Source organism: Paracoccus sp. AK26 (assembly GCF_011801365.1).
Lineage (GTDB): Bacteria > Pseudomonadota > Alphaproteobacteria > Rhodobacterales > Rhodobacteraceae > Paracoccus > Paracoccus aerius.
In genome coordinates this window covers 1787546-1804837 of record NZ_CP041041.1, presented here as the reverse complement: position 1 = coordinate 1804837, position 17292 = coordinate 1787546, and the positions used below count along the sequence as shown (strand labels likewise).

21 protein-coding genes are annotated in these 17292 nt (G+C 67.4%); 7 read left to right on the top strand and 14 right to left on the bottom strand.

What is annotated here, in order from left to right:
- The first annotated feature begins 32 nt into the window (after positions 1-32).
- The 5 genes from lgt to dacB are packed head-to-tail and all read left to right on the top strand — an operon-like array spanning position 33 to position 4710.
- Positions 33-920 (top strand): prolipoprotein diacylglyceryl transferase, encoded by an 888-nt coding sequence (gene lgt, locus FIU66_RS08940; RefSeq protein ID WP_167622379.1) that lies wholly within the window; start codon positions 33-35, stop codon positions 918-920.
- On the top strand, positions 917-1975 hold the full coding sequence (locus FIU66_RS08935; RefSeq protein WP_167622378.1) for a class I SAM-dependent methyltransferase: 1059 nt from the start codon (positions 917-919) through the stop codon (positions 1973-1975). Before lgt ends, FIU66_RS08935 begins: the two co-directional genes overlap by 4 nt.
- On the top strand, positions 1959-2723 hold the full coding sequence (gene pgeF, locus FIU66_RS08930) for a peptidoglycan editing factor PgeF (RefSeq protein WP_167622377.1): 765 nt from the start codon (positions 1959-1961) through the stop codon (positions 2721-2723). Before FIU66_RS08935 ends, pgeF begins: the two co-directional genes overlap by 17 nt.
- Positions 2723-3325 carry a nicotinate-nucleotide adenylyltransferase gene (locus tag FIU66_RS08925; RefSeq protein ID WP_167623452.1) on the top strand — a complete coding sequence of 201 codons (603 nt, stop codon included), beginning with the start codon at positions 2723-2725 and terminating at the stop codon, positions 3323-3325. Before pgeF ends, FIU66_RS08925 begins: the two co-directional genes overlap by 1 nt.
- The gene (gene dacB, locus FIU66_RS08920) at positions 3322-4710 is read left to right on the top strand and encodes a D-alanyl-D-alanine carboxypeptidase/D-alanyl-D-alanine-endopeptidase (protein ID WP_240544648.1); all 1389 of its coding nucleotides are present in this window, start codon (positions 3322-3324) and stop codon (positions 4708-4710) included. Before FIU66_RS08925 ends, dacB begins: the two co-directional genes overlap by 4 nt.
- Before the next feature lies 1 nt (position 4711).
- Here the strand turns inward: dacB and FIU66_RS08915 are convergent, their stop codons facing one another.
- The gene (locus FIU66_RS08915; RefSeq protein ID WP_167622376.1) at positions 4712-5134 is read right to left on the bottom strand and encodes a tellurite resistance TerB family protein; all 423 of its coding nucleotides are present in this window, start codon (positions 5132-5134) and stop codon (positions 4712-4714) included.
- A gap of 94 nt (positions 5135-5228) precedes the next feature.
- On the opposite strand from FIU66_RS08915, the gene FIU66_RS08910 reads away from it, so the two are divergent.
- The gene (locus tag FIU66_RS08910) at positions 5229-6812 is read left to right on the top strand and encodes a lysine--tRNA ligase (protein WP_167623450.1); all 1584 of its coding nucleotides are present in this window, start codon (positions 5229-5231) and stop codon (positions 6810-6812) included.
- On the opposite strand, the gene recR is transcribed toward FIU66_RS08910, so the two are convergent.
- The 7 genes from recR to FIU66_RS08875 all read right to left on the bottom strand — a co-directional run bounded on the left by recR (position 6809) and on the right by FIU66_RS08875 (position 12610).
- Positions 6809-7408: a recombination mediator RecR gene (recR, locus tag FIU66_RS08905; RefSeq protein ID WP_167622375.1), complete on the bottom strand. Its 600-nt coding sequence runs from the start codon at positions 7406-7408 to the stop codon at positions 6809-6811. The genes FIU66_RS08910 and recR overlap by 4 nt on opposite strands.
- A gap of 2 nt (positions 7409-7410) precedes the next feature.
- The gene (locus FIU66_RS08900) at positions 7411-7755 is read right to left on the bottom strand and encodes a YbaB/EbfC family nucleoid-associated protein (RefSeq protein ID WP_167622374.1); all 345 of its coding nucleotides are present in this window, start codon (positions 7753-7755) and stop codon (positions 7411-7413) included.
- A 4-nt stretch (positions 7756-7759) separates the two neighbouring features.
- Positions 7760-9529, bottom strand: coding sequence for a DNA polymerase III subunit gamma/tau (locus FIU66_RS08895; protein WP_167622373.1), 1770 nt, complete (start codon positions 9527-9529; stop codon positions 7760-7762).
- Between the two features lie 62 nt (positions 9530-9591).
- Positions 9592-10317, bottom strand: a complete 726-nt coding sequence (locus FIU66_RS08890; protein WP_240544647.1) for a molecular chaperone DjiA — start codon at positions 10315-10317, stop codon at positions 9592-9594.
- Between the two features lie 44 nt (positions 10318-10361).
- On the bottom strand, positions 10362-10880 hold the full coding sequence (locus FIU66_RS08885; protein WP_240544646.1) for a GNAT family N-acetyltransferase: 519 nt from the start codon (positions 10878-10880) through the stop codon (positions 10362-10364).
- Positions 10880-11677, bottom strand: a complete 798-nt coding sequence (gene trpA, locus FIU66_RS08880; protein WP_167622371.1) for a tryptophan synthase subunit alpha — start codon at positions 11675-11677, stop codon at positions 10880-10882. Before trpA ends, FIU66_RS08885 begins: the two co-directional genes overlap by 1 nt.
- Before the next feature lie 66 nt (positions 11678-11743).
- Positions 11744-12610 carry a LysR family transcriptional regulator gene (locus FIU66_RS08875; RefSeq protein WP_167622370.1) on the bottom strand — a complete coding sequence of 289 codons (867 nt, stop codon included), beginning with the start codon at positions 12608-12610 and terminating at the stop codon, positions 11744-11746.
- 137 nt (positions 12611-12747) lie between these two features.
- On the opposite strand from FIU66_RS08875, the gene FIU66_RS08870 reads away from it, so the two are divergent.
- Positions 12748-12972, top strand: coding sequence for a DUF1127 domain-containing protein (locus tag FIU66_RS08870; protein ID WP_167622369.1), 225 nt, complete (start codon positions 12748-12750; stop codon positions 12970-12972).
- Between the two features lie 57 nt (positions 12973-13029).
- Here FIU66_RS08870 and FIU66_RS08865 read toward each other — a convergent pair whose 3' ends face one another.
- From FIU66_RS08865 to FIU66_RS08840, 6 genes are all read right to left on the bottom strand, one after another.
- Positions 13030-13512: a low molecular weight phosphatase family protein gene (locus tag FIU66_RS08865; protein ID WP_167622368.1), complete on the bottom strand. Its 483-nt coding sequence runs from the start codon at positions 13510-13512 to the stop codon at positions 13030-13032.
- Between the two features lie 2 nt (positions 13513-13514).
- Positions 13515-13994: a UPF0262 family protein gene (locus FIU66_RS08860; RefSeq protein WP_167622367.1), complete on the bottom strand. Its 480-nt coding sequence runs from the start codon at positions 13992-13994 to the stop codon at positions 13515-13517.
- Positions 13991-15304, bottom strand: coding sequence for a histidinol dehydrogenase (gene hisD, locus FIU66_RS08855; RefSeq protein ID WP_167622366.1), 1314 nt, complete (start codon positions 15302-15304; stop codon positions 13991-13993). Before hisD ends, FIU66_RS08860 begins: the two co-directional genes overlap by 4 nt.
- A 69-nt stretch (positions 15305-15373) precedes the next feature.
- Complete coding sequence (locus FIU66_RS08850) at positions 15374-15850, bottom strand: DUF2948 family protein (protein ID WP_167622365.1); 477 nt, start codon at positions 15848-15850, stop codon at positions 15374-15376.
- Between the two features lie 3 nt (positions 15851-15853).
- Positions 15854-17122 carry a UDP-N-acetylglucosamine 1-carboxyvinyltransferase gene (gene murA / locus FIU66_RS08845; protein ID WP_167622364.1) on the bottom strand — a complete coding sequence of 423 codons (1269 nt, stop codon included), beginning with the start codon at positions 17120-17122 and terminating at the stop codon, positions 15854-15856.
- On the bottom strand, positions 17123-17287 hold the full coding sequence (locus FIU66_RS08840) for a hypothetical protein (RefSeq protein WP_167622363.1): 165 nt from the start codon (positions 17285-17287) through the stop codon (positions 17123-17125).
- Between the last annotated feature and the right edge of the window lie 5 nt (positions 17288-17292).

The following is a 17292-nucleotide window of genomic DNA, read 5'->3' as shown; positions in this document are numbered from 1 at the left end:
ACTAGCGTGCGCCGCGCATAACCTGAGGCCCCATGATCCCCTTTCCCGATATCGCGCCCGAAATCTTCACCATCAACCTGGGCGGTGTTTCGCTGTCGCTGCGGTGGTATGCGCTTGCCTATCTCGCAGGGCTGCTGCTGGGCTGGCAGATCATCGCCGCCATGATGCGACGCGACAGGCTGTGGGGCGACCGGGCGCCCATGCCCGCCGACAGGGTGGACGACCTGCTGACCTGGGTGATCCTGGGCGTGATCCTGGGCGGTCGCCTGGGCTTCGTGCTGTTCTACGAACCGGGATATTACCTGTCGAACCCGGCCGAGATCATCAAGGTCTGGCAGGGCGGGATGAGCTTTCACGGCGGTTTTGTGGGCGTGATTGTCGCGACCTGGGCCTTTTGCCGCGCCAACGGCATTCCGCCGCTGCGGCTGGCGGACGCGATGGCGGTGGTGGCGCCCATCGGCATCTTCTTCGGACGCATCGCCAATTTCATCAACGCGGAATTGTGGGGCCGCCCCACCGACCTGCCCTGGGGCGTGATCTTCCCCGGCCAGGCCGCGCAGACCTGCCCCGGCGTGGTCGGCCCCTGCGCCCGCCACCCCAGCCAGCTTTACGAGGCGGGGCTGGAAGGCCTGCTTCTGGGGCTGATCCTGCTGGCCCTGGTCCGGGCAGGCGGGCTGCGACGGCCGGGCCTGGCTTTCGGCACCTTCCTGGCCGGCTATGGCCTGGCGCGGATGTTCGTTGAACTGTTCCGCGTGGCCGATGCCCAGTTCATCACGCCCGACAACCCTCTGGGCCATGTCATCGGCGGGCCGGTGGTCGGGCTGACGATGGGCCAGCTTCTGTCGCTGCCGATGGTGCTGATCGGGCTGTTCTTCATCCTGCGCGCCCGGCGCCGACCGGCCGTGACCGCTGCCACATGACGCCCCTGGCCCAGATCATCGTGCAGCGGATCCGTGCCACGGGTCCGATCACGCTGGCGGACTACATGGAGATTTGCCTGCTGGATCCGCGCCACGGCTATTATACCACGCGCGACCCCTTTGGCGCGGCGGGCGATTTCACGACCGCGCCGGAAATCCACCAGATGTTCGGGGAACTCTGCGGTTTGGCCCTCGCCCAGGCCTGGATGGACCAAGGGCGTCCCGCGCCCTTTACCTTGGCCGAGGCCGGGCCGGGCCGCGGCACCCTGATGGCCGACATCCTGCGCGCGATCCGCAAGGCTCCGGGCATGGCCGAGGCGGCCGAGGTCACGCTGATCGAGGCCTCGGCCCATCTGCGGCAGGTCCAGCGGGACCGGCTGGGCGCAGTCGCACATCTCGACAGCGTCGAGGAACTGCCCTCCAAGCCGTTGTTCCTGATCGCGAACGAGTTCTTCGATGCCCTGCCGATCCGCCAGTATCAGCGCACCAATGACGGCTGGTGCGAACGGATGGTGGGGCTGTCCGACACCGGCCTTCGCCTCGGCCTCGGCCCCGTCGTTCAGTTGCCGCGCAACGGCCGGCCGGGCGACGTGGTCGAGGAATGTCCCGCCGCACCCGCGATCGTGGAAGCCATCGCGCGCCGCATCGCCGCCTATGGCGGGGCGGCGATCTTCGTCGATTACGGCGGCTGGAACGGCTATGGCGACACGTTCCAGGCGCTGCGCAACCACGCCCCCGAGGATCCGCTGGCGCGTCCGGGCGAAGCCGACCTGACCGCTCATGTCGATTTCGCGCCGCTGGCGGCAGCGGCGATCCGGGCAGGCGCGATTGCCTCGCGCCCGATGCGGCAGGGCGACTGGCTCTTGTCACTGGGCGCGGCGCAGCGGGCAGAACGGCTGACAGCAGCCGGGGACGCAGGCGCGATGGCGGCGCTTCGGCGCTTGACCCACCCGGATGAAATGGGTCACCTGTTCAAGGCCATGGCCATCTGGCCGAAAGGGGCGCCCCCGGTGCCCGGATTTGACGCGCTGAGGCTTCATGCAGACCACGCTTGAGATCCTGACACACCCCCTTCTTCGCGATGTCCGCCACGGGTTCTTCACCCGCAAGGGTGGCGCATCCTCGGGCCTGTTCTCGGGGCTGAACTGCGGCCGCAGGTCGACCGACCAGACCGAAATGGTGGCCCTGAACCGTGGCCGGGTCGCCACCGCGATGGGCGTTCCCGCCGATGCGCTGGCAACGGTGAAGCAGGTTCATTCGGCCGATGTGATCACGCTGCGCGACGGCGACGATATCCCCACCGTCGCCAATACCGAGGCCGACGGGATCGTTACGGCACGGCGCGACGTGGCGCTTGCGGTGCTGACGGCCGACTGCCAGCCGATCCTGCTGGCCGACGCGCAGGCGGGCGTGATCGGCGCCTGCCATGCCGGATGGCGCGGCGCCTTGGGCGGCATCATCGAAGCAACGGTGGACGCCATGCGTGCCCTTGGCGCGACGCAGATCAGGGCGGTGATCGGACCCACGATCAGCCAGCGCGCCTACGAGGTTGGCCCCGACTTCATGGACAGCTTCCTGGCCGAGGATCCTGCCCATGGCCGCTTCTTCAGCGGTGGGCCAAATGGGCGGCCGATGTTCGACCTGCCGTCCTTTGGCCTGATGCGCCTGCGGGATGCGGGCGTGGATGCCGAATGGTCCGGCCATTGCACCTATTCCGACCCCGACAAGTTCTTCAGCTATCGCCGCGCCACGCACGAGGGGCAGGTCGATTACGGCAGGCTGATCTCGGCCATCACGCTTTGATCCGGGCGGGGCTTCCCATTGCGCTGCCCGGGATGACCATCGGCCTTCTGGGGGGATCCTTCGATCCCGCACATGAAGGCCATGTCGCCATCACCCGCGCCGCCCTGCGCAGCTTCGGGCTGGATCGTGTCTGGTGGCTGGTTTCGCCCGGCAACCCGCTGAAGGCGCGCAGTCCCGCACCGCTTGCTCGCCGGCTGGCCAATGCCCGGCAGATCCTGTCCGACCCGCGCATCGTCGTCACGGATGTCGAGGCAAGGCTGGGCACGCGCAAGACCGCCGACGGGATTCGCGCCCTGCGTCGCCATTATCCCGGCGTGCGATTTGTCTGGCTGATGGGGTCGGACAACCTGGTCCAGTTCCATCAATGGGACCGCTGGCGCCAGATCGCGGAAGCTGTGCCCATCGGCGTGCTGGCCCGCCCCGGATCGCGCTTGGCATCCCGGCGCTCGGTGGCGGCACAGGCGCTTGCGGATTACCGGCTGCCGGCATCGCAGGCGGGACTGCTTGCGCAGCGGAAACCGCCTGCCTGGGTGCAGGTGAACCTGCCGATGTCCCCGCAATCATCGACCGCGCTGCGCCGGGCACTGGGGGCGGGGACATGATGCTGTCGCGCCGCAACCTGCTGGCGGGGCTTGCGGCCCTGCCTCTGGCCCCTGGCGCGGGCTGGGGCCAGGGTCCGGACCGGCGCCCGCCCGCCCGGCCGGCACTGTCGGCGGGACGCATCGTCGCATCGGCAGGGCTGCCGGGCACTGTCGCCTTTGCGCTGCTGGACGATCCGACACGGCCGCTGGCGGATGCGGCGCAAGCGGCGGCGCCGATGATGCCTGCCAGCACCCTTAAGGCAGTGACGGCTCTTTACGCCCTGTCGCGGCTGGGCCCCGCCCATCGCTTCACCACAAGGATCATTCGCGCAGGCGACATGCTGGTCCTGGCGGGCGGAGGCGATCCGGTCTTGTCCACCGACGATTTGGCGACGCTTGCCGGCGAACTGGTGGCAACCGGACAGCCTGCTCCCGCCCGCTTTGCCGTCTGGGGCGGCGCGCTGCCGCAGCTTGAGGAAATCGCGCCCGGGCAGGCCGATCACCTGGCCTACAACCCCGCGCTGTCGGGCATAATCCTCAACTTCAACCGCGTCCACCTGGGCTGGCGGCAGGGCGGCGCGCAGATGTCGATAGAAGCGCGGGGATCGGCCCATTCGCCGCGCGCCTATACGATCACCGCCGCGCCGGGCGACCAGTCCGACCTGTTCACCTATCGCGAGGGCGAGGACCGCGAAACCTGGACGGTATCCCGCAGTGCCATGAGCCGCCCCGGAAGCCGCTGGCTGCCTGTCCGCAAGCCCGAGCTTTATGCGGGCGACGTGTTCCAGACGCTGTGCCGCGCCAAGGGGCTGGTGCTGCCCGCCCCCAAGGTGATCGGCACCCTGCCGCAGGGTCAGATCGTTGCCAGCCATTCCAGCCCACCGCTGGACCGGATTCTGCGCGACATGCTGTATTTCTCGACCAACCTTACGGCCGAGGTGGTGGGCCTGCACGCCAGCGGCGCGCGGGATCCGGCAGCCTCGGCCCAGGGGATGCGGGCCTGGCTTGTGGCGCAGGGGCAGGGGCTGGATTTCACGCTGGCCGATCATTCCGGACTGTCACCCGCCAGCCGGGTCACGGCGCAGGGGATGGCGCGGCTGCTGGCGGGGCCGGGCCTGGCGGCGGGCCTGCCCGCGCTGCTGAAGGCCGATCCGCTGGACGATGACCTGGGCCAAGGCGCGACTGCGGCGGGCAGCGTCCGCGCCAAGACCGGGACGCTGAACTTCGTATCGAACCTGGCAGGCTATGTCATGGGACCGGGCGGACAACCGCGCGCCTTCGCGATCCTCTGCGCGGAGCCAGCGCGTCAGGCGGCAACCTCGGGACAGGAATTGCCGTCGGGCGTCTTGTCCTGGACGCGCGATGCCAAGCGGCTGCAGCGCGATATCCTGAACGGCTGGGGCTGACCTACAGCACCCGGTGGCGGACCTGCGCCGACAGCTCGATGGCGGCGGCATGCAGGCGCGGGATGTTGAGTTGGTGCCGGATCTCGGCCAGCATCGCGACCTCGCCCTCATACAGGCGGCCGTCGGCGGCGCCCACGTCGCAGGCCAGGGCATAGGCGGTCTCGTACAGCTTTTCCGGCAGGGCGTCGCGGATCAGGCCGAACAGGGCGTCGATGCCGTCCTCATGCTCGAACAGGGTCATCACCGTCTGGCTGACCGCGCGGATGCGGTCGTCGTCGTAATTGGCGAAGACCGGGGTGTGGTCCACGCTGCGCTGAATCGCCACCAGTTCCGACGTGCGATAGGTCTGGTCGGACGCCGACACGGCAACCATGACCGCCACCAAGGCATCGCAGGGCGAGAACGAGGGCAGGTCGATGGTCATGTCTGTTCCTTGGATAGACGCCTGGGGCGCAAATTATTGACCATTCACCCCGCTTTCAATAAGGCGTCAAGGCTTGGAACAGGAGAAGTATGCGATGACCACCCTGCGCGACGCCGCAATGCAATCGAAGGCCTGGCCGTTCGAGGAGGCGCGCCGGGTGCTTAAACGTTACGAGAAGAAGGACCCCGAAAAGGGCTATGTCCTGTTCGAGACGGGCTATGGCCCCTCGGGTCTGCCCCATATCGGCACCTTCGGAGAGGTCGCGCGGACGACCATGATCCGCCGCGCGTTCCAGATCATCAGCGACATCCCGACCCGGCTGTTCTGCTTTTCCGACGACATGGACGGGATGCGCAAGGTCCCCGAGAATGTCCCGAACCAGGACATGCTGCGCCAGCATCTGCAGGAACCGCTGACCACGGTGCCCGACCCCTTCGGCGAATATGACAGCTTCGGCAGCCACAACAACGCCATGCTGCGCCGCTTCCTGGACACCTTCGGGTTCGAATACGAATTCATCAGCGCGACCGAGTTCTACAAGTCGGGCCGGTTCGACGACACGCTGCTGCTGGCGGCCGAGCGTTACGACGCGATCATGGAGGTGATGCTGGCATCCCTGCGCGAGGAACGCCAGCAGACCTATAGCTGCTTCCTGCCGATCAGCCCCAAGACGGGCAAGGTCCTGTATGTCCCGATCAAGCATGTGGACGCGAAGAACGGCACCATCACCTTCGACGACGAGGATGGGCAGGAACTGACCCTGCCGGTCACGGGCGGGCAGGTGAAGCTGCAATGGAAGCCCGATTTTGGCGCCCGCTGGGCCGCGCTTGACGTCGACTTCGAGATGTATGGCAAGGACCACAGCACCAATACGCCAATCTATGACGGCATCTGCCGCATTCTCGGCGGGCGGGCGCCGGAACATTTCACCTATGAATTGTTCCTGGACCAGCACGGCCAGAAGATCAGCAAGTCCAAGGGCAACGGGCTGTCCATCGACGAATGGCTGACCTATGCGGCGACCGAAAGCCTGTCCTATTTCATGTATCAGAAGCCCAAGACGGCCAAGCGGATGTATTTCGACGTGATACCCAAGGCCGTCGATGAATATCACCAGCAGTTGCGCGCCTATCCCGACCAGACGCCGGACCAGCAGCTTGCGAACCCGGTCTGGCACATCCACGGCGGCGAGGTGCCGGCATCCGATATGGTGGTGCCGTTCCAGATGCTGCTGAACCTGGCATCCGTCGCGGGGGCCAAGGACAAGGACGGCCTCTGGGGCTTCATCCGCCGCTATGCGCCCGAGGCTTCGCCCGAAACGCATCCGGGGCTGGACCAGGCGGCGGGCTTTGCCGTGCGCTATTTCACCGACTTCGTGGCGCCAACCCGCCAGTTCCGCGAACCGACCGAGATCGAGCGCCGCGCGATGGAGGCTCTGGCCGGCCGCCTGGCCGCCTGGGACCAGCCCGCCGATGCCGAGGCCTTGCAGTCGATGGTCTTCGCCATCGGCAAGGATCACGGCTTCGAACCCCTGCGCGACTGGTTTGCCGCGCTGTATCAGGTGCTGCTGGGGGCGGACCAGGGGCCGCGCTTCGGCGGGTTCATCGCGCTGTATGGAATCGATGAGACGCGCGCGCTAATCGAAAAGGCGCTGGCCGGAGAGCTGGTGGCGGCCTAGAGCCGCCGCCGCGCCCGCAACGCTGCGCTGATCGTGCCGTCGTCGAGGTAATCCAGTTCCCCGCCGATCGGCACGCCCTGCGCAAGACCCGTGACGGTCGCGCCGGTCTCGGCCAGGGCGTCGGCGATGTAATGCGCCGTCGTCTGGCCGTCCACGGTGGCGTTCAGCGCCAGGATCACCTCGCGGATCTTCTCGCGCTCGACCCGGTCGATCAGGGACGGGATGCCCAGGTCGTCCGGCCCGATCTCGTCCAGGGCAGAAAGCGTGCCGCCCAGCACATGATAGCGGCCGCCAAAGGCGCGGCCCCGCTCCATGGCCCAAAGGTCCGCCACATCCTGGACCACGCATAGTTCGCCGGTCGCGCGGGCGGGATCGGTGCAGATCGCGCATTCGTCGCGGTCGGTGATGTTGCCGCATGTCACGCATTCGCGCGAGTTCACTGCCACGCGGTCCAGAAGCCCCGCAAGCTGCGACATCTGCCCGCTGCGCTTGCGGATCAGGTGCAGCACGATACGACGGGCCGACCGGGGGCCAAGCCCCGGCAGCCGCGCCATCAGCCCGACAAGCGCCTGGATGTCGTCGCTGCCGTCGGCCATGCTCAGAAGGGCAGCTTCATGTCGGCGGGCAGGCCCAGTTCCTGGGTCACGCGGGCCATTTCGGACTGCATCTTTTCCTGCGCCTTGCGCTGCGCGTCCTTGATCGCGGCCAGGATCAGATCCTCGACCACTTCCTTTTCCGTGGGCACGAAGATCGACGGGTCGATGTCAAGGGCGGTCAATTCGCCCTTGGCGGTGGCTGTGGCCTTGACCAGGCCCGCGCCGGATTCGCCGGTCACGGTGATCGTGTCCAGGCTGGCCTGCACCTGAGCCATCCGGTCCTGCATGTCCTTTGCGGCCTTCATCATCTTGGCCATGTCGCCAAAGCCGCCCAAACCCTTGATCATGTCTCTATTCCTCGTCCTCGAAGGGATCCCATTCCTCGACCTCGGCCACGGGGCCTTGGGTCAGCTCGTGCGGGTTGGCCGCGCCTTCCGCCTCGACGGCCTCGACCTCGGGGGCAACGCGCCGCACGTCGCGCAGTTTCGCGCCTGGAAATGTCGCCAGCACCTGCTGCACGATGGGCAGTTGCATGGCCCGTTCCTCGCGTTCGCGCTGTTCGGCGGCCTGCTGTTCGGCAATGGTCGGCGCGCCGCCGTCGTTCGTGACGGTGACGGCCCAGCGTTGCCCGCCCGTCCAGCCGCGCAGGCGTTCGGCCAGCTTCTGCGCCAGATCGCGGGGCGCGTTGCCCTTCGGCTCGAACTCGATCCGGCCGGGGCTGTAGCGGACAAGGCCCACATGCCGTTCCACCTGCACCAGCAGAAGCATGTCCCCCATCCGCCGGATCAGTTCCAGGACCGAGGCGAAGTCGGGCCAGGCCGCGAAGGCGTCGGGGCTGACGGCAAGCGCCGTCGCCGCGCCCGACCGCTGCGCGATCACCGGCGCAGGACGTGCGGCACGAGGGGCCTGCGAGGGCGCCGCGGGTGCGGCAGAGCGGGTGAAATCACCCGCCGCCTGCGCCTGCTGAACGCGGCGGATCAGTGCCTCGGGGTCGGGCAGGTCGGCCACATGGGTCAGGCGGATGATCGCCATTTCCGCCGCCATCATAGCGTTGGGCGCCGCTGAAACTTCCTCAAGCGCCTTGAGCAGCATCTGCCAAAGCCGGGTCAGCACCCGCATCGCCAGCTTCTCGGCCAGTTCCTTGCCACGCACCCGTTCGTCGGGCGCGATGGTCGGATCCTCGCCCGCATCCGGCGTGATCTTCACCACGGAAATCCAGTGCGTGATCTCGGCCAGGTCGCGCAGCACGGCCACCGGGTCGGCGCCGTCGGCATATTGCGACTGCAACTCGGTCAGTGCGGATGCAGCGTCACCGCGCAGGATCATCTCGAACAGGTCGATGACCCGGCCCCGGTCTGCAAGGCCCAGCATGGCACGGACCTGTTCAGCGGTGGTTTCCCCCGCGCCGTGACTGATCGCCTGGTCCAGAAGGCTGGTCGCGTCGCGGGCCGATCCTTCCGCCGCGCGGGTGATCAGCGCAAGCGCGTCATCGGTAATCTGCGCGCCCTCGGCCCCGGCGATGCGGCGCAGAAGGGCGATCATCACCTCGGGCTCGATCCGGCGCAGGTCGAAGCGTTGGCAACGCGACAGGACCGTGACCGGAACCTTGCGGATTTCGGTCGTGGCGAAGATGAACTTCACATGCGGGGGCGGCTCCTCCAGCGTCTTCAACAGCGCGTTGAACGCACTGGTCGACAGCATGTGGACTTCGTCGATGATGTAGATCTTGTAGCGCGCGGATGCCGCCCGGTAATGCACGCTTTCGATGATCTCGCGGATGTCGTTCACGCCGGTGCGCGACGCGGCGTCCATTTCCAGCACGTCGACATGACGGCCTTCGCTGATCGCCACGCAATGTTCGCAGGTGCCGCAGGGTTCTGTCGTGGGGCCGCCCTGTCCGTCGGGGCCGATGCAGTTCATGCCCTTGGCGATGATCCGCGCCGTGGTGGTCTTTCCCGTGCCGCGGATGCCCGTCATGATGAAGGCCTGCGCGATCCGGTCGGCGGCAAAGGCGTTCTTCAGCGTGCGCACCATCGCGTCCTGGCCGACCAGGTCGGCAAAGGTCTCGGGCCGGTATTTTCGGGCCAGGACCTGATAGGCAGGTGCAGCGTCTTGGGGCATCACGGGGTCCGTCGCAGGGTCAGGGCGAACCTAGTCGCTGCGCCCCTGCGCGGCAAGGGCGGCTATTCGGCAGGCTGGGGAACCGAGCCCCGGCGCATCTGCCTGAACTTCTCCCACGCCTCGTTGAGGCGGCGGGTGCGCGCCTCGGCCAGGCGCACGGCTTCGGGGGGCAGGCCGCGGGCGATCGCGCGGTCGGGATGGGATTCCAGGATCAGGGCGCGGAACCGCTTGCGTGCCTCGGGCATGGGGGTGTCCAGGGGGATGCCCAGCACGTCGCAAGGCGGGCAGTCGGTCTGGCGGTCGTGGCGCAGGCGGATCGCGACCACCTGTTCAGAGGGCAGGCCAAAGATGCGGCCAACCTCGTCGATGAACAGGATCTCGTTCTCGTGCATCCCGCCATCGGCGACGGCGATGATGCAAAGCCCTTCGATCACGTCGGCCAGGACCGGGTCACCTGCGGGAAACATCGCGGCGATGCGGCGTGCCCATGCGTCGAAGCCGGCCACGTCCTGTCGGGCCAGGTCGAAGACGCGGGCTGCGTTCTTTTCCTCGGCGCGCGGGATGATGAAGACGCGCCGGAAGGCGGCAACCTCGGCCCGTCCGACGGTGCCGTCGGATTTCGCCAGCTTCGCGCCAAGCGCGATCACGGCGATGGTAAAGGCGACCGAGCGTTCGGGCGGGATCGCGGGCCGCGTGCTGCCCAGGAAGGCTGCCAGGCGGTCGGCAATGCGCTGCCAGAAGCTGCGGGGCTTCGGCAGGCTGGGGCAGGGGATGTCAGTCGCGCGCATGTCCATGCCCTTAGGTTATCCGCTAACGGAACGCATGGGTAGTGTCAGGGTGTCGCAAGACCAAGGTCGGAGCCAAGATCCTTGCCCATCAGCACCAGGTCATGGAACTGCCCGAACTTCCAGCCGGCGCATGGAATGCGGCCCCATTCGACATAGCCCTGCCGCGCATGGAAGCGCAGCGAGCCTTCGTTCGAGGCGGTGATCCCGCCGATCATCAGCCGATGCCCGCAGGCGCGGGCATGATCTTCAAGGGCGTCCAGCAACAGCCTGCCCGTTCCGCTGTTCCGGGCTTCGGGCGCCAGATAGATCGTGTGTTCCATGCTGCGGGCATAGCCGCCGCCGTTGCGGAACTGGCTGTAGGTCGCGAAGCCCATGATGCCGGTGCCCGCCTCGGCCACCGTGAAGGGGCGGCCTTCGGCCTGGCGGTCGCGGATCAGGGCCGCGATCTCGGTCTCGGTCCGCTCGGTCGGCCAGAAGGTCACGACGGTGTCGCGGATGATCGGGTTCCAGATCGCCGCGATGGCTGGAACGTCGTCCGGCCGTGCGTCGCGCAGCAGGACCATCAGCCGCGATGCGCCCCGGCGGCCAGGTCGCGCACGAAGTCCAGCACCTCGGGCACGGGGCGGCCCTCGCTGATCTTCTTGACGATGGCGCTGCCCACCACGCAGCCGTCGGCGACGCTTGCGATCTTCTCGGCCGCCTCGGGCGTCGAGATGCCGAAGCCCACGACGACCGGCAGGTTGGCCGCCTTGCGGATGCGCGCGACCTCGGGGGCGACCTCGGCGGCGTTGGCGGCGGGGCCGCCGGTGATGCCGGTCACGCTGACGTAGTACACGAAGCCCGAGGTGTTCTTGACCACAGCCGGAAGCCGGCGGTCGTCGGTCGTGGGCGTGGCCAGACGGATGAAGTTGAGGCCCGCGCGTTGGGCGGGAATGCACAGTTCCTCGTCTTCCTCGGGCGGAAGGTCGACGACGATCAGGCCGTCGACGCCCGCCTCCTTGGCATCGACCAGAAAGCCCTCGACCCCGCCTGTGCGGGCATAGATCGGGTTGTAGTAGCCCATCAGCACGACCGGGGTCGTGTTGTCGGTCTTGCGGAATTCGCGCAGGATCGCCAAGGTCCGCGACACGCTGCCCCCTGCCGCAAGCGCGCGCTGACCGGCGGACTGGATCGTCGGGCCGTCGGCCATCGGGTCGGTGAAAGGCATTCCAAGCTCGATGATGTCGACGCCTGCTTCCGGCAGGCCGCGCATGATTTCGAGCGTGGTGGCGTCATCGGGATCCGATGCCATGATATAGGTCACGAAGGCCTTGCGGCCCTGGTCTTGCAACCGCTGAAAGGTTTCATCGATCCTGGTCATCGTCCACTCCGCTTTGCCGGTGCCTAACTGCAGCGCCGGGCGCGGGCTGTCAATCAGCCGGGCGGATCAAGCCGCCATGGCGGCCACTTCGCAGACGGCTCGTCGAAGATAGCCGGCAAACTCGGCCGCTTCCCGCCGCGCCGGGCCGTCGGCCACATAGACGTTCAGCCAGGTCGGCGGCAGGGGCGGCAAGGCGCCGCCGTGATCGACCGGCTCAAGTCCCGCCTGGGCGATGCCGCGGGGAAGGATGGTGATCCCCAGGTCGGCCGCCGCGGTCACCCGCCAGGTATCGCTGCCGCCGTCCGCCACCCCCTGCACCCATTCGATCCCCGCCCGGTCAAGCGCCGTCAGCCCCACCGGGTAATAGGCGCAATGGGGCGAGTTCGCGAGCGGCACCGGCCGCTGCGACCAGGCAGTGCCGCCGATGGCGCCGAACCACGCGAGGTCGACCTTGGCTAGGTGGATTGCACCCGGCGGCGTCTCGAACTCGGTCGTCAGGATCACGTCATGCTCGCCCCGCTTCATCTGGCTGCGCAGATCCTTGCTGCGGCCGTCGTTGATGATCAGTTCGATCCGCGGGTTGGCCTGGCGGAAGGCGCGCACCGCCTGGGCAACCTTGGTGAAAAGCCAGTCGCTGGTCAGCCCGACGCGCAGCCGCGCCTCGGGGCGGTGGCCGGTAAAGCGCGACAGGATCGCATCGTTGAGCGCGACCAGCTTGCGGGCCTCGACCAGCAGTTCGGTGGCGAAGTCGGTCAGGATCACGCCCCGGCCATGCTTCTGCAACATCGCCTCTCCGAACAGGTCGTCCAGGCGCTTGATCTGCATCGACAGGGCGCTTTGCGTCATGTTCAGCGCCTCGGCCGCGCGGGTGACCGCGCCATATTCTGCCACGGCCTGAAGCGAGCGGAGGGTGGCGATGTCCAGGTTACGCATCGTTCGGTTTCCATGATGCAAGCGATCAAAAACATTCGTTTCAAACATACGACAGGCCGCGTTATCTATCAATAACGGAAATTGGAAACCGTAAACGCATCACATCGGATGATGCGTTTCATCATCGGAGACGAACGATGTCTGTCAAGACAGCCGCTTCGCTTTCCCTTGCTGCCGGGCTCGGCAAGTCGCGCCCGTCACTGGGCAAGCGTATCTTGAACCTGATCAGCCTCCGCCGCTCTCGCCTTGACCTTGCCAGTCTGACGGACGAGCAGTTGCGCGACATCGGCCTGACCCGCGACCAGGTCGCGGATGAAATCGCGCGCCCCATCTGGGACGTGCCGTCCAACTGGCGTCGCTGATTCTACCCCATCACGAATGCCATACTGCCGCGCCGCCTTCGGGCAGGCGCGGCTTTTTTATGACCGTGTTGCGTCGTCGGCGGGTTCGGTCGGGGGGCCGAAGCGTTCGATCATCCGCGTCCGGATCTGGTCGCGCGTCTGGCGATAGGCGGCAAGCTGGGCATCGCGGCCTTCCGCCAGCCCGGTCGGATCCATGATCGGCCAATATTCCACGTCCAGGTGAAAGACCCGCGTCAGTTCCAGGGCCTGCCGCTGGCTGGCTGGGGACAGGGCCACGATCAGGTCGAAGCCGCCCAGGTCGTCCCCCCAGTCCTTCATCTCGTCGAAACTGCGGCTGCGGTGGTTTTCGATCCTGACGCCGATCTCGTCGCAGACGGCGATGGCGAAGCCGTCCACCTCCATGTCGTTCTTGACCCCCGCCGACTGCACATAAGCCGCGCGGCCGTAGAACTTTTTCATCATCCCCTCGGCAATGGGGGACCGGATGGAATTGTGATCGCAGCAGAACAGGACCGAGGCAGGGATCGCGTTCTGGACCATCGTCAGCCCTGCGGCACCAGGGCGCAGATCAGGGTGAACAGGCGCCGGGCGGTGTCGATGTCCAGTTCCGCCTTGCCCTCCAGCCGTTCCTGCAAGGTCCGCGCGCCTTCGTTGTGAATGCCGCGCCGGGCCATGTCGATCGCCTCGATCTGGGCAGGGGGCAGGCGCTTCACAGCGTCGAAATAGCTTTGGCAGATCTGGAAGTAATCCTTGGTCACCTGCCGGAAGGGCCCCAGCGACAGGTGGAACTCGGCCACCTTGTCGCCCTGTTCGGCGGTCACGTCAAAGACAAGACGACGTTCGCGGATGCACAGGTCCAGCCGGAAAGGACCGTCCGGCGCAGGTTGGCCGTCGCGGCCCGGCACCCTGAAGCTGTTGTCCTCGATCAGGTCGAAGATCGCCACGCGGCGTTCCTGCTCCATCTCGGCGGTGGCGGGCGGGGCTTCGGAATCGTCGATCTGGATCTGGATGATGCGGGTCATTCCGCAGGCCTTTCGTTCAGGATCCGGATCCGCGCCTCGACCGAGGCGCCATGGGCCTGCAACCCTTCGGACGCCGCCAAACGCATCGCGGCAGGCCCGATCGCGGCCAGTGCGCCGGGCGTCAGCTTCGCGATGGTGGTCCGCTTGAGGAAATCCAGCACCGACAGCCCGGACGAGAACCGGGCCGAGCGCGCGGTGGGCAGGACATGGTTCGGTCCGCTGACGTAATCGCCCACTGCCTCGGGCGTGTGGGGGCCCAGGAAGATCGCGCCTGCATGGACGCATTTCGCGGCCAGGGCGTCGGGGTCGTCCACGCACAGTTCCAGATGTTCCGGTGCAATTCTGTTCGAAAGGCCGGCCGCCTCGTCCAGGTCGCGCGCGATGATGATCGTGCCATAGTCGCGCCAGCTTGCCCCCGCGATGGCGGCGCGGGGCAGGCTGGGCAGGATGCGGTCCACCGCGCCCGCCACGGCATGGCCCAGGGCAGGATCGGTGGTGATCAGGATGGACTGGGCGTCGGCGTCATGTTCCGCCTGCGCCAGCAGGTCGAGCGCCAGCCAGTCGGGATGCTGGTCGCCCTCGGCGATCACCAGAACCTCGGACGGGCCGGCGATCATGTCGATGCCGACCTTGCCGAAGACCTGCCGCTTGGCCGCCGCGACATAGGCGTTGCCCGGCCCGGTGATCTTGTCCACCGGCGCGATCGTGTCAGTCCCATAGGCCAGGGCCGCGATCGCCTGAGCGCCGCCGATGCGATAGATCTCGGTCACGCCCGACAGTTGCGCGGCCAGCAGCACCAGCGGGTTGACCACGCCGTCCGGCGTCGGCACGCAGATCACCAACCGCTCGACCCCGGCGACGCGGGCGGGGATGGCGTTCATCAGCACGGATGACGGATAGGCCGCCTGGCCCCCCGGCACGTAGAGGCCAGCGGCAGACACCGCCGTCCACCGCCAGCCCAGCGTCGCGCCCTGGACATCGGTCCAACTGGCATCCTCGGGCAGTTGCCGTTCGTGATAGGCGCGGATGCGGTCGGCGGCCAGCGTCAGCGCCGCGCGGTCCTCAACTGATACCTTGGAGACCTGCGCCGCGATCTCGTCTGCCGAAAAGCGCAAGGTGGCGGGGGTCAGATCCAGGCGGTCGAAACGGCTGGTCAGGTCGCACAGCGCCGCGTCGCCGCGGTGGCGCACGTCGCGGATGATACCGGCCACCACGTCGTTCACATCGACCGAATCCTCGCGCTTGGCCGAAAGCATCTCTCCAAAGCGCGCCTCGAAATCGGCATCCGATGTGTTCAACGTGACCGGCATGATCTGTCCCCTGCAATCACGTCTTGTTAGCGTCAAGCCGGGCGCGCCTCAAGCGGCGCGGCGGGGTGATCAGTCGGGATGAACCGGGGCCTTGCCAGACACGGCGCGATAGGGGCGGGTAACGTCGCGCAGGTCGACATTGATGCATTCGACCTCGGCCAACAGGGTGCCGTCGCCCGCGAATTCCAGCAGCAGCCGACCCGTTCCGTCCGGGCCGGGCTGCCAGACCATCGCCAGCAGTTCCAGCACGGTGTCGGCATCGCGGCTGATGCCGTCCGACATGACCCGCAGCACGTCGCGGATCAGCAGGACCGACCGGACGCGTTCATAGTCGCGACCCTCGGCCGCGGCCTGGTCGGCGTCCTCCCAGCGGAAGCGGTTCAGAAGCAGCGCAAGGGACCGCCCGCGCGGATCATAGGACATTTCCGAGGCGGGCAGGATCGCGTCCTGCAGCAGCGCGGACAGGATGCGCAGATCCTGTTCGTCCTCGGCCATCAGCGCCAGGGGGGCGGGATCGGCATCGGCGAAACGGGCGTCCTGTGGCATGGCTTATTCCTCTTTCACGCGTTCGATATGGGCGCCCACGCCGCGCAGCTTGCGCACGACATGTTCATAGCCCCGGTCAAGGTGATAGACCCGGCTGACGGTCGTCTGGCCTTCGGCGGCAAGTCCCGCAAGGATCAGGCTGACCGAGGCGCGCAGATCCGTGGCCATCACTGGCGCACCCCGCAACCCGTCAACCCCGGTCACGGTTGCATGGCCGCCGTGGACCTCGATCCGTGCGCCCATGCGCGTCAGTTCGGGCGCGTGCATGAAACGGTTCTCGAAGATCGTCTCCTCCAGCACGCTGGTGCCTTCGGCCACGCACATCAGCGCCATGAACTGCGCCTGAAGATCCGTCGGGAAGCCGGGGAAGGGTTCGGTCGTGACGTTGACGGCGCGGATGCCGTTCCTGCGGCTGACCTTGATCCCGCGCGCGGTTTCGGTGACGTCGATCCCGGCCTCGTCCAGCTTTTCGCAGAAGGCCGACAGCAGTTCGATCCGGCCGCCCAGGCATTCGACCTCGCCGCCGCAGATGGCGGGCGCCAGCATATAGGTGCCAAGCTCGATCCGGTCGGTGACAACGGGATGGGTCGCGCCGTGCAGCGCATCGACGCCCTGGATGGTGATGGTGGATGTGCCCTCGCCCTCGATCTGGGCGCCCATGGCGCGCAGGCAGCGGGCCAGGTCCACGATCTCGGGCTCTCGTGCGGCGTTCTTCAGGACGGTCGTGCCCTTTGCCAGGGTCGCGGCCATCAGCGCGTTCTCGGTCGCGCCGACGGAAACCAGCGGGAAATCGAAGACCGCCCCGCGCAGCCCGCCCATCGGGGCCTTGGCATGGACATAGCCTTCCCGCAGATCCAGTTCCGCGCCCATCGCCTCCAGGGCCTTCAGGTGCAGGTCCACGGGCCGCGCGCCGATGGCGCAGCCGCCGGGCAGCGACACCTCGGCCCGGCCGTCGCGGGCCAGCATCGGCCCCAGCACAAGGATCGAGGCGCGCATCTTGCGCACGATGTCGTAATCCGCGCGGTGGCTGGTCAGCGCATGGCTGGACATCGCCAGGACCTGGCCGTCCTGCAGGCTTGCAGCCTCGGCCCCCAGGCTTTGCAGCAGGGCGGTCATGGTGCGGATGTCGGACAGGCGCGGCGCGTTGGTCAGCGTCAGCGGCTGGTCGGTCAGCAACGTCGCGGGCATCAGCGTCAGGCAGGCGTTCTTGGCCCCCGCAATCGGGATTTCGCCCTGAAGCGGGCCGTTCCCGCGAACGATGATCTGGTCCATTTAAGCGTCGTCCTTGCCTGTGTCGCTGTCCTGCCGTCCGGTCTTGTCGTCAGCCGCGCGGGCGCGCGCCTGCGCCTTGCGGCGTTGCAGATTGGCGCGCAGCGCGGCCCGCAGCCGTTCTTCGCGCGTTTCCTGCTTTTTCTTGTCGTCCGGGCGGTCGTTCATCCGAA